This is a genomic window from Allorhizocola rhizosphaerae (genome assembly GCF_003426775.1).
GTDB lineage: Bacteria > Actinomycetota > Actinomycetes > Mycobacteriales > Micromonosporaceae > Allorhizocola > Allorhizocola rhizosphaerae.
The window spans coordinates 1-16,402 of the sequence record NZ_QJUG01000192.1; the positions used below are offsets into that span (position 1 = coordinate 1).

The window sequence follows — 16,402 nt, forward strand, 5'->3', positions numbered from 1 at the left end:
GTGCAGGTCCTCGGCGTGCGCGACCACGGGCGTGGGCCCGGCGGTGGAGCCGGGCTGGGCCAGCCATTGGCCGTCGGGCCGGCGCACCCCGCCCGACGGCACGGGCGTGCCGATCGCGTCGAGTCCGGCTCCGAGGCCCAATGCGCGAAGGGCCGCGAGCGCATTGGGCCACAGGAACAGCGCGGCGCGGCCGGGCCGCAACCGGTCGGCCTGCTCCAGCAGGGTCACCCGCCAGCCGGCGCGGGCAAGCGCACCGGCAACCGCGAGACCGCCGACGCCGGCGCCGACCACCACCGCGCTATACATCTGTCTTCGCTTTGTCTTCCTTCTCGTCGGCCTTTTCCGCGGGTTCGTCGGCCTTTTCCGCGGTTTCGGAAATCTCCGGCTGTGCGGACGCATCGGGTGCGTCGGGTGCGGGCTCGCCCGCGGAATCCTTGGACGCCAAGTATTCCTCCTCGGTCACCGTGCGGAAGCCCTTGCCGTCGGCCGCCGGAAGCAGGAACTCCTGCGGACCGCGCACCCGGACGAAGTAGGCCAGCGCGCCGAGGAAGACGAGGATGGACACCCAGACGTTGATCCGGAGCCCGCCGACGATCTCGGCCTCGTCCGTGCGCATCATCTCGATCCACGTGCGGCCGGCGGTGTAGGCCATCACGTACAGCGCGAAGGCGCGGCCCTTGCCGAACTTGTACTTGCGGTCCAGCCAGAGCACCAGCCCGGCCACGCCCACGTTCCACAGCAGCTCGTAGAGGAACGTCGGATGGTAGAGCCCCTCCTTGAGCAGCGGCTGGCCGTCCGGCCCGATGATCGCCGTGCCGACGGGCGTGCCCTCCTGCCCGGTGGACATCTGGTGCACCTGCAGACCCCACGGCAGCGTCGTCGGCCCGCCGTAGAGCTCGTTGTTGAACCAGTTGCCCAACCGGCCGACCGCCTGCGCGAGCGGGAGCCCGACGGCGATGCAGTCGGCGACGAACGTGAAGCTCATGCCCATCTGGCGGCAGGCAATCCAGGCGCCGAGCGCGCCACCGGCCACGCCGCCCCAGATGCCGAGACCGCCCTCCCAGATCTTGATCGCGGCGATGAAGCCGTCCATGCCGTGCCCGAAGTAGTTGTCGGGCGAGCTCAGCACGTGATAGATCCGAGCGCCGACGATGCCGAACGGCACGGCCCACATGGCGATGTCGAGCACCGCCCACGGGGGCGCGCCGCGGCTGCGCATGCGGCGGTCGGTGACGATGCAGGCGACCACGATGCCGGCGATGATGCACAGCGCGTAGGCCCGCAACGGGATAGTGACGAACCCGAGGTTGAGGTGCCAGACGGCGGTCGACGGGCTCGGAATGCTCGCGAGTATCACGGGTGCGAACACTACCGGCCATACCCCGCCAGGAACAGATCGCCGTACCCATCACCGAGGTTGAATCGGATACTGGTGAGGGCGATCTCGAAATCGGTCTCGGGATCGGCGACGTTCAGTGCGCCCAGGTCCAGATAGCCGGAAACGCGCCCATCGATCATCATCACGTTGGGCAGGGTGTAGTCGCCGTGGCACACGACCACCCGGTCCGCGCTCGACGACCAGAACGGGCACTCGTCGGGCGGCACGGCGTCGTGGAACCGCCGCAGCCCCTCGCCGAATGCGACCGCGATCTGAGAAGGCTCCAGGTTGACACGGGTCGCGTCGACCCCCGGCAGTGCGCCGGTCATCAGCCAGTCGACGTCACCGTCACTGCCGTACTCGATCAGTTCGGGGACCGGGTAATGAGAAAGCGCCCAGCGCAGCCGGTTGGCCTCGTCCGGGATGCCCGAGCCGACCGGGTGCACCTTCACAAAACGCGTCTCGCCGCCACGCGTGAGCCGATAGGTGGGCAGGCCGGGGTTCCAGTGGTAGGCCAGCTCCCAGTGCCACTCCTCATAGCGCTCGGACAGGTCGCGCGGGATCACCGGTATCGCTCCCTGAGCGATTCGGCCGCCGCCGCGCTGAGACCGCTCGCCGAGCTCGTCGTATGCGGCCCGCCCGGACTCCAGCAGACCGGACGGGGAGTCGGTGCGGTGCAGCCCGGGGCGTACCACACGGAAATGGAACGATCGGGGATCTCCACCCAGGGGTCGACGGTCACAGCGATCAGGGTTTCATCGGGGATTGCACGGATGCAAACGGATTGACCGCACGGCAAGCATTCTCACGTGAGAAAACTGCTCGTGTGGTTCCACGTGGTCACGTCGATCGGCTGGATGTCGCTCGCGCTGAGCCTGGCGACGCTCGTGATGTGGGGCCTGTCCACGGGCGACGGATCGGCCTTCGCCATGGCACGGGTGCTCGATACGCAACTGCTGCGGCATCTCGGGGTCGCGGGCGCGTTCAGCGGGTTCATGCTCGGCGCCCTGACCCCGTGGGGCTACTTCCGCTATTGGTGGGTGCTGGTGAAGGTGGTCATCACCATCACGCAGCTGTACGTCGGTTCGGTCGTGCTGGGCCACTATCTCGAACACGATCCCGGGTGGGGACTGGTGTTCGCGTCGCTGCTCATGGTCGGCGCGCTGGCTTTCCAGGCGTGGGTGTCGGTGGCCAAGCCGTGGAGGTTCACGCCGTGGGGCTCGCGCAAGAAGCTGCCGCAGGCACCCGAGTGGCGCTTCGCCGCCGCCATCGCCGTCCCGATCCTCGACGTCGTCCTCTGGCAGGCCCCGATCCTGAGCCTCCTCGTCGCCCTCCTCTACCCCCTCCACCGCTCCATCTTCTTGCGTCGATCATGAAGTTACGTCCATGTTCGGCGGCGTGGCCTGACTCTCACTTCATGATCGACGCGACCGGTCGCTCCGACACGAACAGCCAGGCAAAGCAGTCGGGTTCCCGCGGGCGCGTTACCGGCTGAGCCCGCCCACCAGGTGGGTGGTGAGTTCCCGCACGCCCTGCACGCCGCCCTCGCCGAGCGCGCTCACCAGCGCACTTCCCACGATCACGCCATCGGCGTACGAAGCCACCTCGGCGACCTGGGCCGCATTGCGCACACCCAACCCGACCCCGACCGGCAGCGCGCCCGCGACGGCCTTGACCCGGGCCACAAGTTTGGGCGCGACCGCGCTGGTTTCATCGCGCGCACCCGTCACGCCCATGACCGCCGTGGCGTAGATGAACCCGCGGCAATGCTTGACGGTCATGGCGATCCGCTCGTCAGTCGAAGACGGCGACACGAGGAACACGCGGTCGAGCTTGTGCTCGTCGGACGCCGCCAGCCATTCGTCGGCCTCGTCGGGGATCAGGTCGGGCGTGATCAGGCCCGCCCCGCCGGCGGCGGCCAGATCCCGGGCGAACGCGCCCACACCGTACCGCTCGACGGGATTCCAGTACGTCATCACGACCACCGGCACCCCCATCCCCGACACCGCCTCGACCGTGGCGAGCACATCGCGCGTGCGCACTCCCCCGGCGAGCGCCTTCTCCGCGGCGCGCTGGATGACCGGGCCGTCCATCACTGGGTCCGAGTACGGCAGGCCCACCTCGACCGCATCCACCCCGGCCTCGATCATCGCCTTGATCCCCGCGATGCCCTGGGGCACATCGGGAAACCCCGCCGGCAGGTAGCCCACGAGCGCGGGCTTCTTGAACATTGGCGTCATGATTCAAGTCCAAAGTAGTCGATCGCGGTGTGCATGTCCTTGTCGCCGCGGCCGCTCAGGCACACCACGACCACTGGTTCGCGGCCCAGTTCTTCGCGCAGCCGCGGGATCACGCGCAGCGTGCCGGCCAGCGCGTGGGCGCTCTCGATGGCCGGGATGATGCCCTCGGTCTTGCACAGCAACAGGAACGCGTCCATCGCCTCACGGTCGTCGACCGGTTCGTAGGTCGCGCGCCCGGTGTCGTGCAGCCACGCGTGCTGCGGCCCGACGGCCGGATAGTCCAGGCCCGCCGAGATGGAGTGCGACTCGATGGTCTGCCCGTCGTCGTCCTGCAGCAGGTAGGTCCTTGCCCCGTGCAGCACGCCCTTGCCGCCCGCGGTGATGCTCGCGGCCGTGCGCCCGGTGGACACGCCCTCGCCCCCGGCCTCGAAACCGAAGATGCGCACCGACTCGGCCGGGATGAACGCCTGGAACATGCCGATCGCGTTGGAGCCGCCGCCCACGGCCGCGGTCACCGCATCGGGCAGCTTTTGTAGAAGGTCGAGGCACTGCGCGCGGGCCTCGTCGCCGATCCCGCGCACGTAATCGCGCACCATCGTCGGGAACGGGTGCGGCCCCGCCGCCGTGCCGAGCAGGTAATGCGTGGTGTCCACATTGGTCACCCAGTCGCGCAGCGCCTCGTTGATCGCGTCCTTGAGCGTCTGCGAGCCGGTGTCAACGGGCACGACGGTCGCGCCGAGCATCTTCATGCGCGCCACGTTGAGCGCCTGCCGCTTGACGTCGACCGCGCCCATGTAGACCACGCACTCCAGGTCCAGGTAGGCGCACGCCGTCGCGCTGGCCACGCCGTGCTGCCCGGCGCCGGTCTCGGCGATGACGCGCGGTTTGCCCATGCGCTTGGTCAGCAGCGCCTGCCCGAGCACGTTGCGCACCTTGTGCGCGCCGGTGTGGTTGAGGTCTTCGCGCTTGAGGAAGATCCGTGCCCCGGCGTGGGCGGAAAGCCGTGCGGCTTCATATAAAAGCGATGGTGTACCGGCGTATTCGCGCAACATCCGGCCGAATTCAGCGCTGAACTCGGGATCGGCCATGGCCTTGCGGTGGTGCGCGTCGAGTTCGTCGAGCGCCGCGATGAGCGCCTCCGGCACGAACCGTCCACCATAGGGCCCGAAGTGCCCGGTCGCGTCCGCCTGCATATCCGTCCTCTCCTCGCCTGAGCTCACCTCAGCTCCGCCTCGGCGCCTCGGCTCGCCTCTCCTCGCCGATCATGAACTCAAGTCCAGGTTCGGCGGTGTGTCATGCCCTCAACCTCATGGTGACCCTTAGCCGTCGATCATGAAGTTATTGCCTCGCCACGCCGTCGAACATGGACTTGAGTTCATGATCAACGCAAATCGAGGGTGGGTTAGCGGGCGGGGCGGGGCGTTGCCGGGTGGTTACCCGCGTTGACCAGCTCGGCGACCGCATCGCGCGGGCTTTTCTGGGTCACCAGACCTTCGCCGACGAGCACGGCATCGGCGCCGGCCGAGGCGTAGCGGATCAGGTCGTGCGGCCCGCGCACGCCCGACTCCGCGATTTTGATCACATGGTTGGGCAGGCCGGGCGCGATGCGCTCGAACGCCGAGCGGTCCACCTCCAGTGTGCGCAGGTCGCGCGCGTTGACCCCGATGACCCGCGCGCCCGCCTCCAGGGCACGATCGGCCTCCTCCTCGGTGTGCACCTCGACCAGCGCCGTCATCCCCAGCGATTCGATGCGGTCGAGCAGCCCGGTGAGCACCTTCTGCTCCAGTGCGGCCACGATCAGCAGTACCAGATCGGCGCCCCAGGCCCGCGCCTCGTGCACCTGATACGCCGACACGATGAAGTCCTTGCGCAGCACCGGGACGTCGATGCGGGCGCGGACCGCGGCCAGGTCGTCCAGCGATCCGCCGAACCAGCGCCCCTCGGTGAGCACGCTCACGCAGCGCGCGCCGCCGGCGGCGTATTCACTTGCCAGCTCGGCCGGGTCGGGAATCTCGGCCAGCTGGCCCTTGGACGGCGATGCGCGCTTCACCTCGGCGATCACGCCAACGCCGGGCCGGCGCAGCACCGCGTAGGCATCGCGCGGCGCGACCGCCGCCGAGGCCAGCTTCTTGATCTCCTCAAGGGGCACCAGCCGCTGACGCGCCTCCACGTCCTCACGAACGCCCGTGATGATCTCGTCAAGCACGTTGCTGCCGGTGCTCTCGTCTCCGGGTGCCATGGGCCGACTCTAGGCAGTGCGTGGTTGCGCAAGGTTTGCGGGGTATGGCGTGCCTCACCAGGTGGCCTGGTGCATAATGCGGGCCGGTTCCAATCAGCAACCGTCCGTGACCACGGTGCACAGGCGGGCGGCCGCCTTCGTGGTCAGCTCCACCATCTCGGGGCGCATCGGCTCGCACGATGAGCCGGCTCAGGAGATCGCCACGCCGGACCAGCCCCACGGTCCTGGTCAAGTCGTAATCGGGCAGGTGCTCGCCGGTGGCGGTGACGTGGACCTGCGGCGCCGAGATGTTCAGGGCGGCGCGGTCGGGACAGCTGTCCCCTTGCGTGACCCGGCCACGGGCCCGCGTCCGGGCCTGGACGTATTCGTTCCGTTGCGACGCTCAGCGGATCCACCGCGCGAGCCGGTCGCCCTGCTCGATGCGCACGGCAAACGGGTCGGCGGCCAGGCGCCGGGCCATGCGCGCGAACGGGAGTCCGGCCCCCGCGCCGACCAGCAGCAGGTTGCCGTGCCGCCGCCCGCGCAGCACGCCCGCGTCGGCCACGACCGCGACCTGGGCGAATACCTCGCGCAGCAGGGCGGCCTGCCCGCGCGCGAAGTCCAGCGGCGGCGTGTCCATGATGTTGGCCACATAAAGCCCATCCGGCCGCAGCACCCTGCGCGCCGAGCGCAGGAAGTCCAATGTGGACACCTGCGAAGGGATGTTCGCGCCCTGGAAGACATCCGACACCACGACGTCATACGAACCCTCGGGCAACGCGGCCAAATGAAGCGCCGCATCGCCGACGACCGTCTCGACAAGCGAGGAACCGTCCAGCGGAAGGTATTCGAGCACCAGCGACAGCAGCGCCCGGTCCAGTTCGACGACCCGCTGCAGGCTGCCCGGCCGCAGCACGGCCACACACCGGGGCAGCGTCATCGCGCCACCGCCCAGATGCAAGACCTCCAGCGGGCCTTGCGGCATAAGCGAATCCATGATGTCGGCCATCCGCCGCACGTAGTCGAACGCGATCATCTCGGGGTCGTTGAGGTCCACATGCGACTGTGCGACACCGTTGATGAGCAGGGTCCAGGCACCCTCGACGTCGGGATCGGGATACAACTCGGCCACACCGGTGTCGATGTCGGCCCGGATCCTCACGGACGACTCGTCAATACGCTCGCCTATCACGCCTAGTGGGTGGCGGTGGGGTCTTCGCCGCGGTCCAGTGCGGCCCACAGGTCGGTGTTTTCTTCTTTGACGGGACGTTCGTAGCGCGGGCCCATCACCGGCCACCCGGGGCTGGCCACCACCGCGATGGATCCCCCGATCACGGCGAGCACCCCGCCCACGATGGCCGGGGCCGTGCCACCGAGCGTGAGCCCGATGCCGGCCAGCACGATCACGATCGAGACCAGCCGGCGGAAGACCACGCCGCGCCCGGCCAGGAGCGCGCCCGCGCCCGCGAGCACGACCAGGCTCGCCGCCCGCGTGCCCGAGGCGAGGTCATCGGCCGGGTTGAACCAGACCGCGCCCGCGCCGAGCACGCTCAGCGCGAGCGCGATCAGGCGCGATCGGCTCTCCAGCTTCCGCACGATGCCAAGGTAATCCCTAGACGGCATGGGCGATGGGCTTTTGCTGCCAATGGTTCACGGCGTTCATGACTCGCTGGATGAGGGCGAGGCCGCCGTCGCCGCCGAACGACAGGATCGACTCCGGGTGGAACTGCACCGCCCACACGGGCAGCTCGCGGTGCTCGATGGCCATCACCACGCCGCCGTCGGTGGTCGCGGTCACCCGCAGCGCGTCGGGCACCTCGCTGTCCACCGCGTGCAGCGAGTGGTAGCGCCCGACCGTGAGCTCATCGGTCTCCACGGGGAACAGCGTGCCCCGGTGGGTGGTGATGCGCGAGGGCTTGCCGTGCCGCGGCTCGGCCAGCTGGTGCAGCTTGCCGCCCGCGTGCTCCACGATGCCCTGCAGCCCGAGGCACACCCCGAACACCGGCAGACCGAGCCCGTAGAGCCGGTCGAGCAGGCCGGACATGCCAAAGTGCTGCGGGTTGCTGGGCCCCGGCGACAGCACGACCAGATCGGGCGCGACGTCGGCCAGCACGTGGTCTTTGAAGCCCCAGCGGACCGTGGTCACCTCGGCCCCCGCCTGGCGGAAGTAGTCGGCGAGGTTGAGCGTGAACGAGTCCTCATGGTCCACGACGAGGACCCGGGGCACGTGGTCGGACACCACCATCGGCTCGGGCGCCTCGTCGTCGGCCGAGTCGGGGTTGAGCGCGCGCAGCAGCGCCGACGCCTTGAGCTCCGTTTCGGCCTCTTCCAGCTCTGGTACCGAGTCATACAGCAGCGTCGCGCCGGCCCGCACCAGCGCAACCTGGTCACGGATCTGGGCGGTGCGCAGGGTCAGGCCCGTGTTGATGTTGCCGTTGACGTTGAGCACGCCCACCGCCCCGCCATACCACCCGCGGGGGGCCTCCTCATGATCCTCGATGAACTGGGTGGCCCACTTCTTCGGCGCGCCCGTGATGGTCACCGCCCACATGTGGGTCAGGAACGCGTCGAGCGCGTCGCGGTCCTCCCGCAGGATGCCCTCCACGTGGTCCACGGTGTGGATGAGCCGGCTGTACATCTCGATCTGCCGCCGCCCGATGACGCGCACCGACCCGGGCACGCACACCCGCGCCTTGTCGTTGCGGTCCACGTCGGTGCACATGGTCAGCTCGGCCTCGTCCTTGGCGGAGTTGAGCAGGGCCCGGATCTGCTCGGCGTCGGCGATGGCGTCCATGCCGCGCGGCAGCGTGCCCGAGATCGGGCAGGTCTCGACCCGGCGCCCGTCCACCCGCACGAACATCTCCGGCGACGCGCCGACCAGCTGGTCCTCACCGAGGTTGATGTAGAACCCGTAGGGCGCGGGATTCTGGTGGCGCAGCCGGTTGAAGAACTCGCTGTTGACCGCCGACCGGGCGTAGAAAGGCTGGCCGGGGACCACCTCATAGAGATCGCCACGGGCGAAGTATTCCTTGGCCTTGTGGACTGTCTCGGCGTAGGCGCCCTGCGGCAGCCGCTCGGGCACCTCCGCCGGCGGGTTCTTCACGGCGTAAACCGGTTGCCGCGCAACACCTTCCGTGGAGTGACCGTTGACCTCGAACTCATATGAGTACCAGGTTTCCGTGTGCTTCTGCCGGTCGATCACCAGCAGCCGGTCGGGCAGGTGCAGCACGATGTCTCGCTGGTCGGCCGGCCGGGGCAGCCGCAGATTGATCGGCTCGAACTGGAACAGCATGTCGTAGCCGAACGCGCCGTAGAGCCCCAGGTGCGGCTCGCCGGGCGTGTGCAGCAGGCGCAGCAGGCTGCGGATCGCGGTGAACGCCGACGGGCGCCTGCTCCTGTCCTCCTCGAAAACGGGCTCCGCGCTTTGCGGTACCGAACAAGCCACGGTTTTGTCGGAAAGCTCGGCCCGCAGCCCCTCGGCTCGCAGGTGCGCCGCGATGGCGGGCAGCAGGATCTCGCCGCGCGGACCCGGCGCCGAGACGGTCAGCGACAACCCCCGGGCCTCGATCACCAGCAGCGGCGACGCGTAGCCGATGTCCCATCGGGAGTAGCGGCCCGGATACTCGTAACCGGACGTCAGGACGGCGCCGACCTGATCGTCGAGGTCACGGATCAGTGCGTCCAGGTCGCCCGCCTCCGCGGGCGCCTCGGATCGATGAATCCGGATGGCTTGCTGCTCCATGGGATTGCCCTTCGGCCAACTGAAAGCTAGGGATCACATCCTAGTTGGCAACTCGTTGTGGAAGCACGTCCGCGCGCCGGTATGGCAGGCCGGCCCCACCTGGTCAACGCTGACCAGAAGCGCGTCGCCGTCGCAGTCGAGCGCGACCGACTTGACGTGCTGGTGGTGCCCGCTGGTCTCGCCCTTGACCCAGAGCTCGCGCCGGCTGCGCGACCAGTAGGTGGCCCGGCCAGTGGTGAGGGTCAGGTGCAGCGCCTCGTCGTTCATCCACGCGAGCATCAGCACCTCACCGGTGTCGTGCTGGCGCACGACGGCCGCGACGAGCCCGTCGGCGTCGCGCTTCAAACGTCCCGAAATCTCCGGATCAAGTGACACGACCCCGATTCTTACCCATACAGTCGCCGTTTTGTGGGTTCCGGGAGTGGATCGGTGGCGGTACCGTGACGGTCGTCACGCCCGGCCTCGCATGCGTGCACCCGCCCATCCACCCCTTCACTTCCGCGAGAGTTGAGGAGCCATGACACATCCGCACTTCGTTCCGCCCAACTCCGTCCCGCCACCACCGCCGGGCCCACCCGCCTTTGTGACGCCACCCAACGTGGCGCCCGTCGTGCCCTCACCCTCACCCTCGCCGTCGCAGCCGCCCGCGCCCTCGCAGGAGAGCGTGCTGCTGGAGCCGACCAGCGAGATGCCCGTGCTGGGCCGGTCCAATGTAGACGCACCCGCCGAGCAGGACCACGCCACGGACACCCTGGAAGCACACGCCGACACGGCTGAGGCTGTCGCCGAGCCCGAAGCGCCCACAGACCCTGCGGCGTCCACAGACCCTGTGGCGGCGGAGCTTGCCGAGGCCGCCGAGGAGGTGGCAGAGGCCAAGGCCGACATCGAAAACGCTCAGGCCGAGCTGGACGAGGCCCAGTCCGACCTCGCCGAGGCCGGTGAGGCGATCGAGGACTCCATCCAGGATTCCGCCTCACTGGAGGACGCGCTGCCCGAGGACGACACGGTCACCGAGACCCCATCGGAGGTCGAGGAGCCCGAGGCGCTCGCCGAGCCCGCCCTGACGCCCGAGTCCATCAATGGGGACGTTGTCGCGGTTCCGGTCGCGCACGACGATGCGGTACCGGAGGAGGAGTTCGCCGTTTCGGAGGACGACATCGTTTCGGAGGACGAACTCGTCGTTGCGGAAGACGAGCTCGCCGAGGAGGACGACGAGGACCTCTACGAGGAGCAATACGCCGAGGAAGAGGAGGAGCCCGAGGTCGTCGCCGCCCTGCGCCCGGGGGACATCGAGGAGACGACCATCGCGATCTGGGACCCGGACGTGGCCGACCGCTACCGCGAGGCGTGGCGCGACATCCAGGCCCACTTCGTCGACGAGCCGGAGGCCGCGCTCGGCGAAGCGCAGGACCTCGTCGCCGAGGCGGTGCAGGCGCTTGCCGACGCTCTGCTCGCCGAGCAGGTCTCGCTCGACCCCCACGAGGACGACGAGACGCCCGACACCGAGGCCCTGCGGATCGCCATGCGCGGTTACCGCGACTTCCTGGAGCGCGTGCTCGCGCTCTAAATCCCAGGCGGCGGGTGAGGTTTCAGCGCTTCGCGATGAACCTCACCCGCCGGCTTTCCGGGTCGCGGGTTGGCCCCGAACGTCGTCCGAACCGGAATCGCCGGCTACCCAAGCGGCTTCGCCCCCAAAGGGACCGCAGGCGAGCGCCGGAAGCATGATTGCTCAGCGGCCGAGCACCGAGCCGCCGTTGACCCCGATGATCTGGCCGGTCACCCAGCCGCCGCCGGGGCCGGCGAGCCAGCGCACCGCCTGCCAGATGTCGTCGGGAGTCCCGGGCTGGCCCACGAGCGTGGCGTCGACCCGGGCCTGGTGTCCCTCGGGGGTCATGCGCCCCTTGAAGAATTCGGTGTCGATCACATATCCCGGCGCAATCACGTTGGCCGTGATGCCCTGCGGTCCAAGCTGTGCCGCGAGCTCCATGACCCAGCCGTGCAGCGCGGCCTTCGCGGCGCCGTAGGGCCCGCCACCGCCCCGCTGCGCCGCGATGGAACTGAACAGCAGCACCCGCCCACCGGGCCGGCTCAGTTGTGGCAGTAAGGCTTCGGTCAACAGCACGGCCGTGATCACGTTGATGTCGAACGTGGCCCGCCAGTTGGCCGCCACCGCGCCCAGGCCGTCGCCATCGCGCGTGACGTAGCCGCCCGCGTTGTTGACGAGCACGTCGATCGCGCGTCCGGCCAGGGCCTCCCGCACCCGCTCGACCTCGCCGGGCTCCCGCAGGTCGGCCGCAATGGCTTGCGCGCCCTTGATTTCCTCCAGTGGTCCGGGCCTTCGTCCAATCACGACAACCTCGAAGCCGTCGCCGATCAGGCCACACGCGATCGCCGCCCCGATTCCCGTCCCGCCGCCGCTCACCACCGCCAGTTTGGTCACCCGCCAACCCTAACGGCTTGCTCGGCGCCCGAAATTCAACTAGCGTTGAATTCATGGCGAACACAGCTATCAAGGTCAACGATCTTGTCGTCAAGCGGGGACGGCGGCGAGTGCTGCACAACTTCACGTGCTCCATTCCCGCGGGCAGCGTCACCGGGCTGCTCGGCCCATCAGGCAGCGGCAAGACGACCCTCATGCGGGCCATCGTCGGCGTGCAGATCGTCGAGTCGGGTGAGATACAGGTCCTCGGCCGGCCCGCCGGGCACAAAGACCTGCGCAGCCAGATCGGCTATCTCACGCAGGCGCCGAGCGTCTACGCCGACCTGACCGTCCGCGAAAACGCCCGCTACTTCGCTGCGCTCTACGGATTGGGCGCCAAGGTGGCCGACGCCGCGGTCCGCGACGTGGGCCTGTCCGACGCGGCGGGCCAGCTCGTCGCCAACCTGTCGGGCGGGCAGCGCAGCCGGGCCTCGCTCGCGTGCGCCATCGTGAGCCAACCGCGGGTGCTCGTGCTCGACGAGCCGACCGTCGGGCAGGACCCGGTGCTGCGCGACGAGCTGTGGAAGCGGTTCCGCGACTTCGCCGACCAGGGCACGACCATCCTGGTCTCCAGCCACGTGATGGACGAGGCCAACCGGTGCGACCGACTGCTGCTGATCCGTGAGGGCCGGCTCATCGCCGATGACCCGCCCGCCGCGGTCAAGGCCAGCGCGGGCACGGATGATCTCGACCAAGCGTTCCTCAACCTGATCCTTGCCGGACAGGAGGCTGCGTCATGACGCTCGTGCACACCACCGGGCGCATCCTGCGCCAGCTCAGGCACGACCGGCGCACCGTCGCGCTGCTCATCCTCGTGCCCTCGCTCCTGCTCACGCTGCTTTACTACATGTTCAGCGGGCCCGTGTTCGACCGGGTCGCACTGATCATGCTGGGCATCTTCCCGTTCCTGATCATGTTCCTGATCACGAGCATCGCCATGCTGCGCGAGCGCACGACCGGCACGCTCGAACGGCTGCTGACCACGCCGCTGCGCAAGACCGATCTGCTGTTCGGCTACGGCATCGCGTTCGGCGTGGCCGCGGCGGTCCAGGCGGCGATCGTCAGCGGCGTGGCCTACTGGCTGCTGGGCCTGGACACGCGGGGCAGCGCGGGCTTCGTCATCCTCATCGCGGCGGCCAACGCCGTGCTCGGCGTGGCGCTCGGGCTGCTGGCGAGTGCGTTCGCCCGCACCGAATTCCAGGCGGTGCAGTTCATGCCGGTGGTCGCGCTGCCCCAGATCCTCCTATGTGGACTGTTCGTCGCGCGGGAGGACATGGCGGGCTGGCTGCAGGCGATCAGCGACGTGCTGCCGCTCACGTACTCGGTCGAGGCGCTGCAGGAGGTCGGCGCCCACGCGGACCCGACCGGTACCATGTGGCGTGATCTGGCAATCGTCGGCGGCGCGGTCATCCTGGCTTTGATCGCGGCGGCGGGGACACTGAGGCGACGCACACCGTAATATCAGCAGCGGGCTGCCTCGGGGACCGCTCCGCCGGCTCCGGGTCGCGGTGTGGCGGCCGAAGGCCGACATCTCCCGAGCCGGAATTGCCGCCAGCCGAGCCAGCCCGTGCAAGAGCACGGCTTCGCCTGAACGGAGTTTGAGATAAAACGGATCGGCCGGAGGCGCGGCAGTCCGGACACCCGTGTGTCCATTTTGGATGCCGCGCGGCGGCTGTTTGCCGAGAAGGGCTTCGACGCCACCACGGTCCGCGCGATCGCGGCCGAGGCCGACGTCGACCCGGCGATGATCCATCACTACTTCGGCAATAAGGAAGAGCTGTTCCGCCAGACGCTGCAGTTCCCGATCAACCCCGGCGACCTGATCCCGGACATCGTCGCCGGTGGGCCCGACGAGTTCGGCAAGCGGCTGGTGACGACGTTCGTGCGGATCTGGGACTCCCCGGCCGGCGCGGCCGGTGTCGCGATCGTCCGCTCGGCGATGAGCAACGAGTGGATGACCCGGCTGCTGCGGGAGTTCCTGGTCACTCAGATCATGCGGCGGGTGGCCGGCGAGATCCATCTCGATCCCGCCGAGGCCCCGCTGCGCGTGTCGCTGGTCGCGAGCCAGATGGCGGGCCTGGCGATGATCCGATACATCATCAAGCTGGAGCCGCTCGCGTCGCTGCCGCCCGAGCAGGTCGTCGAGCTGGTCGGGCCCAACGTGCAGCGCTACGTCACCGGCCCGCTCAAGGCCGAGACGTAGTCCGCCACGTCGATCTCGATTAGCTCGCCGCTCGCGCGCTGCAGGCGCACCTCGGCCACGTCGATGCGATAGAGCCCGTAGCCGCGCCCCACGTCGAGCAGGTCGCCCTGCGGGTTCGCGGCGGCGAAGTCGAGCACGGCCTCGCGCTCCACCACCGGTGCCGCCCAGCCGGAGATCCAGACCTGCCCGGCCGCCCCGGCCACCCGGATCACGACGGCATCGTTGGAGGTCAGAGCCCTGTCGAGGGCGCCGCCCGAGCGGCACAGCAGCAGCGGCCGGCCCTGCGGGTCGATCGCGTGCGGTACTCGATAAACGTTGGCGTCCCACGCGACCTTGACCGTGGCGTTCACGCGACCTCCGTAGTTAGGTTATCCTTACTTAGGTCGCCCTAACTTATACCGCGAGAGGAAGTCAGTGAACCAGACCCGGCCCAAAGCGAAACTCTCCCGGGCGCTCGGCATCCCGCTGGTGCCCAAGCACGTGAAGTACTTCGAGCGCCGGCCGTACCCGCCCGGCGTGCACGGCCGGGCCCGGCGCAAGACGTCCGACTACTCCGTGCGGCTGCGCGAGAAGCAGCGGCTGCGCGCCCAGTACAACATCAGCGAGACCCAGCTGCGCCGCGCCTTCGAAAAGGCCAAGCGGCACGGCGGGCAGCTGCTCATCGACCTGGAATGCCGGCTCGACGCGCTCGTGGTGCGCGCCGGCTTGGCCCGCACCATCTACCAGGCTCGCCAGCTGGTCTCGCACGGCCACATCACGGTCGACGGGCGCAAGGTGGATATCCCGTCATATCGCGTCCGCCCGTACCAGACGATCGGTGTGCGCGAGCGCAGCCGCGCCACGCACCCGTTCCAGCTGGCTGCCGCGGGCGCGCACGCTCCGGCCGTGACCGCGCCGTATCTGTCCACGTCGCTGGAAAACCTCACCACGACCCTGATCCGCGACCCGCAGCGCGCCGAGATCCCGGTCATCTGTGAGGAGCAGCTCGTGGTCGAGTTCTACTCTCGTTAGCTCAGCCTGTCGAAAACCGGGCCACCGGCGCGTCGAACAGGATGAGGGCGGCCACAGCGGCCGCCGCTGCGAGAGGGAGTACTCATGCGCTACATCCTGCTGGCCAATCCGCAGAACGCCGTGGTGGCCGCGATGACCGAGCACGAGCAGCGGGCCATCACCGAGCGGTACATAGCCTTCACCAAGGCGCTGGCGGAGTCGGGCGCGCTGCTCGCGGGCGAGCAGTTGCAGCCGGCCGACACGGCAACGACCGTGCGGGTGCGCGACGGCGAGGTCCTGCTCGCCGACGGCCCGTTCGCCGAGCTGCCCGAGGTTTTCGGTGGCTTCTGGATGGTCGAGGCACCCGACCTCGACACGGTCCTGAAGTACGCCCAGGACTGCCCCGCCGCCGAGCTGGGCTCGGTGGAAGTGCGGGCGCTCGTCGACCGTGGCTGACGAGGATCTGGTCGCGCGGGTCTACCGCGAACAGTGGCCCGCGCTCGTGGCCGGGCTTGCCCGGTGGACCGGCGACCTCGATCGCGCCGAGGAGGCGGCCGCCGACGCGGTCGCCTCCGCCGTCGAGACGTGGCGGCGCGACGGCATCCCGGATCGGCCCGGCGCCTGGCTGCAGACCGCCGCCCGGCGCAGGGTACTCGACCGGATCCGCCGCGACCGGGCCAATTCGGCGAGGCTGGCGGCGCTCGCGGGAGACCTGCGCGACGAGCCGGGCGCGGAGGCGCTCACCGATCCCGACGACCCGTTCGCCGCGGTCGGGTGGTCCGACGAGGCGGCCGAGGACCTGCTGCGCCTGATTTTCACCTGTTGCCATCCAGCTCTTTCAATTTCCTCGCGGGTACCCCTTGCGCTGCGCCTGCTGTGCGGGCTGACCGCCACCGAAACCGCGCGTCTCCTGCAGACCACCGAATCGACCGTGGCGCAACGCCTCGTGCGCGCCAAGCGGAAGATCCGCGACGCGGGCATCGCGCTGGAGATCCCGCCCCGGGCCGCGTGGCCCGATCGCCTCGATGCCGTGCTGGCCGTGGTCGGGCTCGTGTTCACCGAGGGGCACGCGGCCACGCAGGGCCCGGCCCTGGTCCGGCCGGCGGTGTGCGACGAGGCGCTGCGCCTGGCCGCGCTGCTGCGCCGCCTGCT

General features: G+C 69.3%; 20 protein-coding genes. 8 read left to right on the plus strand and 12 right to left on the minus strand.

Going from position 1 to position 16,402, the window contains the following annotated elements:
- The 3 genes from DM816_RS31285 to DM816_RS31295 all read right to left on the minus strand — a co-directional run.
- The coding region (locus DM816_RS31285) for an FAD-dependent monooxygenase (protein WP_162908029.1) at positions 1-306 on the minus strand (306 nt) is incomplete at its 3' end.
- A complete protein-coding gene (lgt, locus tag DM816_RS31290) occupies positions 299-1,357 on the minus strand; it encodes a prolipoprotein diacylglyceryl transferase (protein ID WP_246002462.1) in 1,059 nt (352 codons plus the stop codon). The genes DM816_RS31285 and lgt, both read right to left, overlap by 8 nt.
- Positions 1,358-1,368: 11 nt before the next feature.
- Complete coding sequence (locus DM816_RS31295) at positions 1,369-2,073, minus strand: phosphotransferase (protein ID WP_117213979.1); 705 nt, start codon at positions 2,071-2,073, stop codon at positions 1,369-1,371.
- Between the two features lie 114 nt (positions 2,074-2,187).
- On the opposite strand from DM816_RS31295, the gene DM816_RS31300 reads away from it, so the two are divergent.
- A complete protein-coding gene (locus tag DM816_RS31300) occupies positions 2,188-2,754 on the plus strand; it encodes a hypothetical protein (protein WP_162908030.1) in 567 nt (188 codons plus the stop codon).
- Positions 2,755-2,862: 108 nt separating this feature from the next.
- Here DM816_RS31300 and trpA read toward each other — a convergent pair whose 3' ends face one another.
- The 7 genes from trpA to hisI all read right to left on the minus strand — a co-directional run bounded on the left by trpA (position 2,863) and on the right by hisI (position 9,962).
- Positions 2,863-3,609, minus strand: coding sequence for a tryptophan synthase subunit alpha (gene trpA / locus DM816_RS31305; protein WP_246002463.1), 747 nt, complete (start codon positions 3,607-3,609; stop codon positions 2,863-2,865).
- Between the two features lie 5 nt (positions 3,610-3,614).
- Complete coding sequence (gene trpB, locus DM816_RS31310) at positions 3,615-4,811, minus strand: tryptophan synthase subunit beta (RefSeq protein ID WP_117213982.1); 1,197 nt, start codon at positions 4,809-4,811, stop codon at positions 3,615-3,617.
- Positions 4,812-5,020: 209 nt separating this feature from the next.
- Positions 5,021-5,824, minus strand: coding sequence for an indole-3-glycerol phosphate synthase TrpC (gene trpC, locus DM816_RS31315; RefSeq protein ID WP_117213996.1), 804 nt, complete (start codon positions 5,822-5,824; stop codon positions 5,021-5,023).
- Positions 5,825-6,239: 415 nt separating this feature from the next.
- Positions 6,240-6,998: a spermidine synthase gene (locus DM816_RS31320; protein WP_117213983.1), complete on the minus strand. Its 759-nt coding sequence runs from the start codon at positions 6,996-6,998 to the stop codon at positions 6,240-6,242.
- A gap of 32 nt (positions 6,999-7,030) precedes the next feature.
- On the minus strand, positions 7,031-7,432 hold the full coding sequence (locus DM816_RS31325) for a Trp biosynthesis-associated membrane protein (protein ID WP_162908031.1): 402 nt from the start codon (positions 7,430-7,432) through the stop codon (positions 7,031-7,033).
- Between the two features lie 16 nt (positions 7,433-7,448).
- On the minus strand, positions 7,449-9,578 hold the full coding sequence (locus tag DM816_RS31330; protein ID WP_117213985.1) for an anthranilate synthase component I: 2,130 nt from the start codon (positions 9,576-9,578) through the stop codon (positions 7,449-7,451).
- Between the two features lie 33 nt (positions 9,579-9,611).
- Complete coding sequence (gene hisI / locus DM816_RS31335; protein WP_117213986.1) at positions 9,612-9,962, minus strand: phosphoribosyl-AMP cyclohydrolase; 351 nt, start codon at positions 9,960-9,962, stop codon at positions 9,612-9,614.
- A 133-nt stretch (positions 9,963-10,095) separates the two neighbouring features.
- Between hisI and DM816_RS31340 the strand changes: the two genes are divergently transcribed.
- Positions 10,096-11,145 carry a hypothetical protein gene (locus tag DM816_RS31340; protein WP_162908032.1) on the plus strand — a complete coding sequence of 350 codons (1,050 nt, stop codon included), beginning with the start codon at positions 10,096-10,098 and terminating at the stop codon, positions 11,143-11,145.
- 162 nt (positions 11,146-11,307) lie between these two features.
- Here the strand turns inward: DM816_RS31340 and DM816_RS31345 are convergent, their stop codons facing one another.
- Positions 11,308-12,018: an SDR family NAD(P)-dependent oxidoreductase gene (locus DM816_RS31345; RefSeq protein ID WP_117213988.1), complete on the minus strand. Its 711-nt coding sequence runs from the start codon at positions 12,016-12,018 to the stop codon at positions 11,308-11,310.
- A 53-nt stretch (positions 12,019-12,071) separates the two neighbouring features.
- On the opposite strand from DM816_RS31345, the gene DM816_RS31350 reads away from it, so the two are divergent.
- From DM816_RS31350 to DM816_RS31360, 3 genes are all read left to right on the plus strand, one after another.
- A complete protein-coding gene (locus DM816_RS31350) occupies positions 12,072-12,797 on the plus strand; it encodes an ABC transporter ATP-binding protein (protein WP_117213989.1) in 726 nt (241 codons plus the stop codon).
- Positions 12,794-13,516, plus strand: a complete 723-nt coding sequence (locus DM816_RS31355; protein ID WP_117213990.1) for an ABC transporter permease — start codon at positions 12,794-12,796, stop codon at positions 13,514-13,516. Before DM816_RS31350 ends, DM816_RS31355 begins: the two co-directional genes overlap by 4 nt.
- Positions 13,517-13,702: 186 nt before the next feature.
- On the plus strand, positions 13,703-14,260 hold the full coding sequence (locus tag DM816_RS31360; RefSeq protein WP_246002465.1) for a TetR/AcrR family transcriptional regulator: 558 nt from the start codon (positions 13,703-13,705) through the stop codon (positions 14,258-14,260).
- On the opposite strand, the gene DM816_RS31365 is transcribed toward DM816_RS31360, so the two are convergent.
- The gene (locus DM816_RS31365; RefSeq protein ID WP_117213992.1) at positions 14,227-14,610 is read right to left on the minus strand and encodes a hypothetical protein; all 384 of its coding nucleotides are present in this window, start codon (positions 14,608-14,610) and stop codon (positions 14,227-14,229) included. The genes DM816_RS31360 and DM816_RS31365 overlap by 34 nt on opposite strands.
- 64 nt (positions 14,611-14,674) lie before the next feature.
- Between DM816_RS31365 and rpsD the strand changes: the two genes are divergently transcribed.
- The 3 genes from rpsD to DM816_RS31380 form a co-directional block, all read left to right on the plus strand.
- Positions 14,675-15,271: a 30S ribosomal protein S4 gene (gene rpsD, locus DM816_RS31370; protein WP_117213993.1), complete on the plus strand. Its 597-nt coding sequence runs from the start codon at positions 14,675-14,677 to the stop codon at positions 15,269-15,271.
- 84 nt (positions 15,272-15,355) lie between these two features.
- The gene (locus DM816_RS31375; RefSeq protein WP_117213994.1) at positions 15,356-15,706 is read left to right on the plus strand and encodes a YciI family protein; all 351 of its coding nucleotides are present in this window, start codon (positions 15,356-15,358) and stop codon (positions 15,704-15,706) included.
- Positions 15,699-16,402: DUF6596 domain-containing protein (locus tag DM816_RS31380; RefSeq protein ID WP_281274380.1), on the plus strand; the 704-nt coding region annotated here is incomplete at its 3' end. The genes DM816_RS31375 and DM816_RS31380, both read left to right, overlap by 8 nt.

Excerpts from the sequence above, each read along its gene's own strand:
- trpA (WP_246002463.1), bottom strand. The coding sequence starts at position 3,609 with ATGTTCAAGAAGCCCGCGCTCGTGGGCTACCTGCCGGCGGGGTTTCCC.
- trpB (WP_117213982.1), bottom strand. The coding sequence starts at position 4,811 with ATGCAGGCGGACGCGACCGGGCACTTCGGGCCCTATGGTGGACGGTTC.
- DM816_RS31330 (WP_117213985.1), bottom strand. The coding sequence starts at position 9,578 with ATGGAGCAGCAAGCCATCCGGATTCATCGATCCGAGGCGCCCGCGGAG.
- DM816_RS31340 (WP_162908032.1), top strand. The coding sequence starts at position 10,096 with ATGACACATCCGCACTTCGTTCCGCCCAACTCCGTCCCGCCACCACCG.
- DM816_RS31350 (WP_117213989.1), top strand. The coding sequence starts at position 12,072 with ATGGCGAACACAGCTATCAAGGTCAACGATCTTGTCGTCAAGCGGGGA.
- DM816_RS31355 (WP_117213990.1), top strand. The coding sequence starts at position 12,794 with ATGACGCTCGTGCACACCACCGGGCGCATCCTGCGCCAGCTCAGGCAC.
- DM816_RS31375 (WP_117213994.1), top strand. The coding sequence starts at position 15,356 with ATGCGCTACATCCTGCTGGCCAATCCGCAGAACGCCGTGGTGGCCGCG.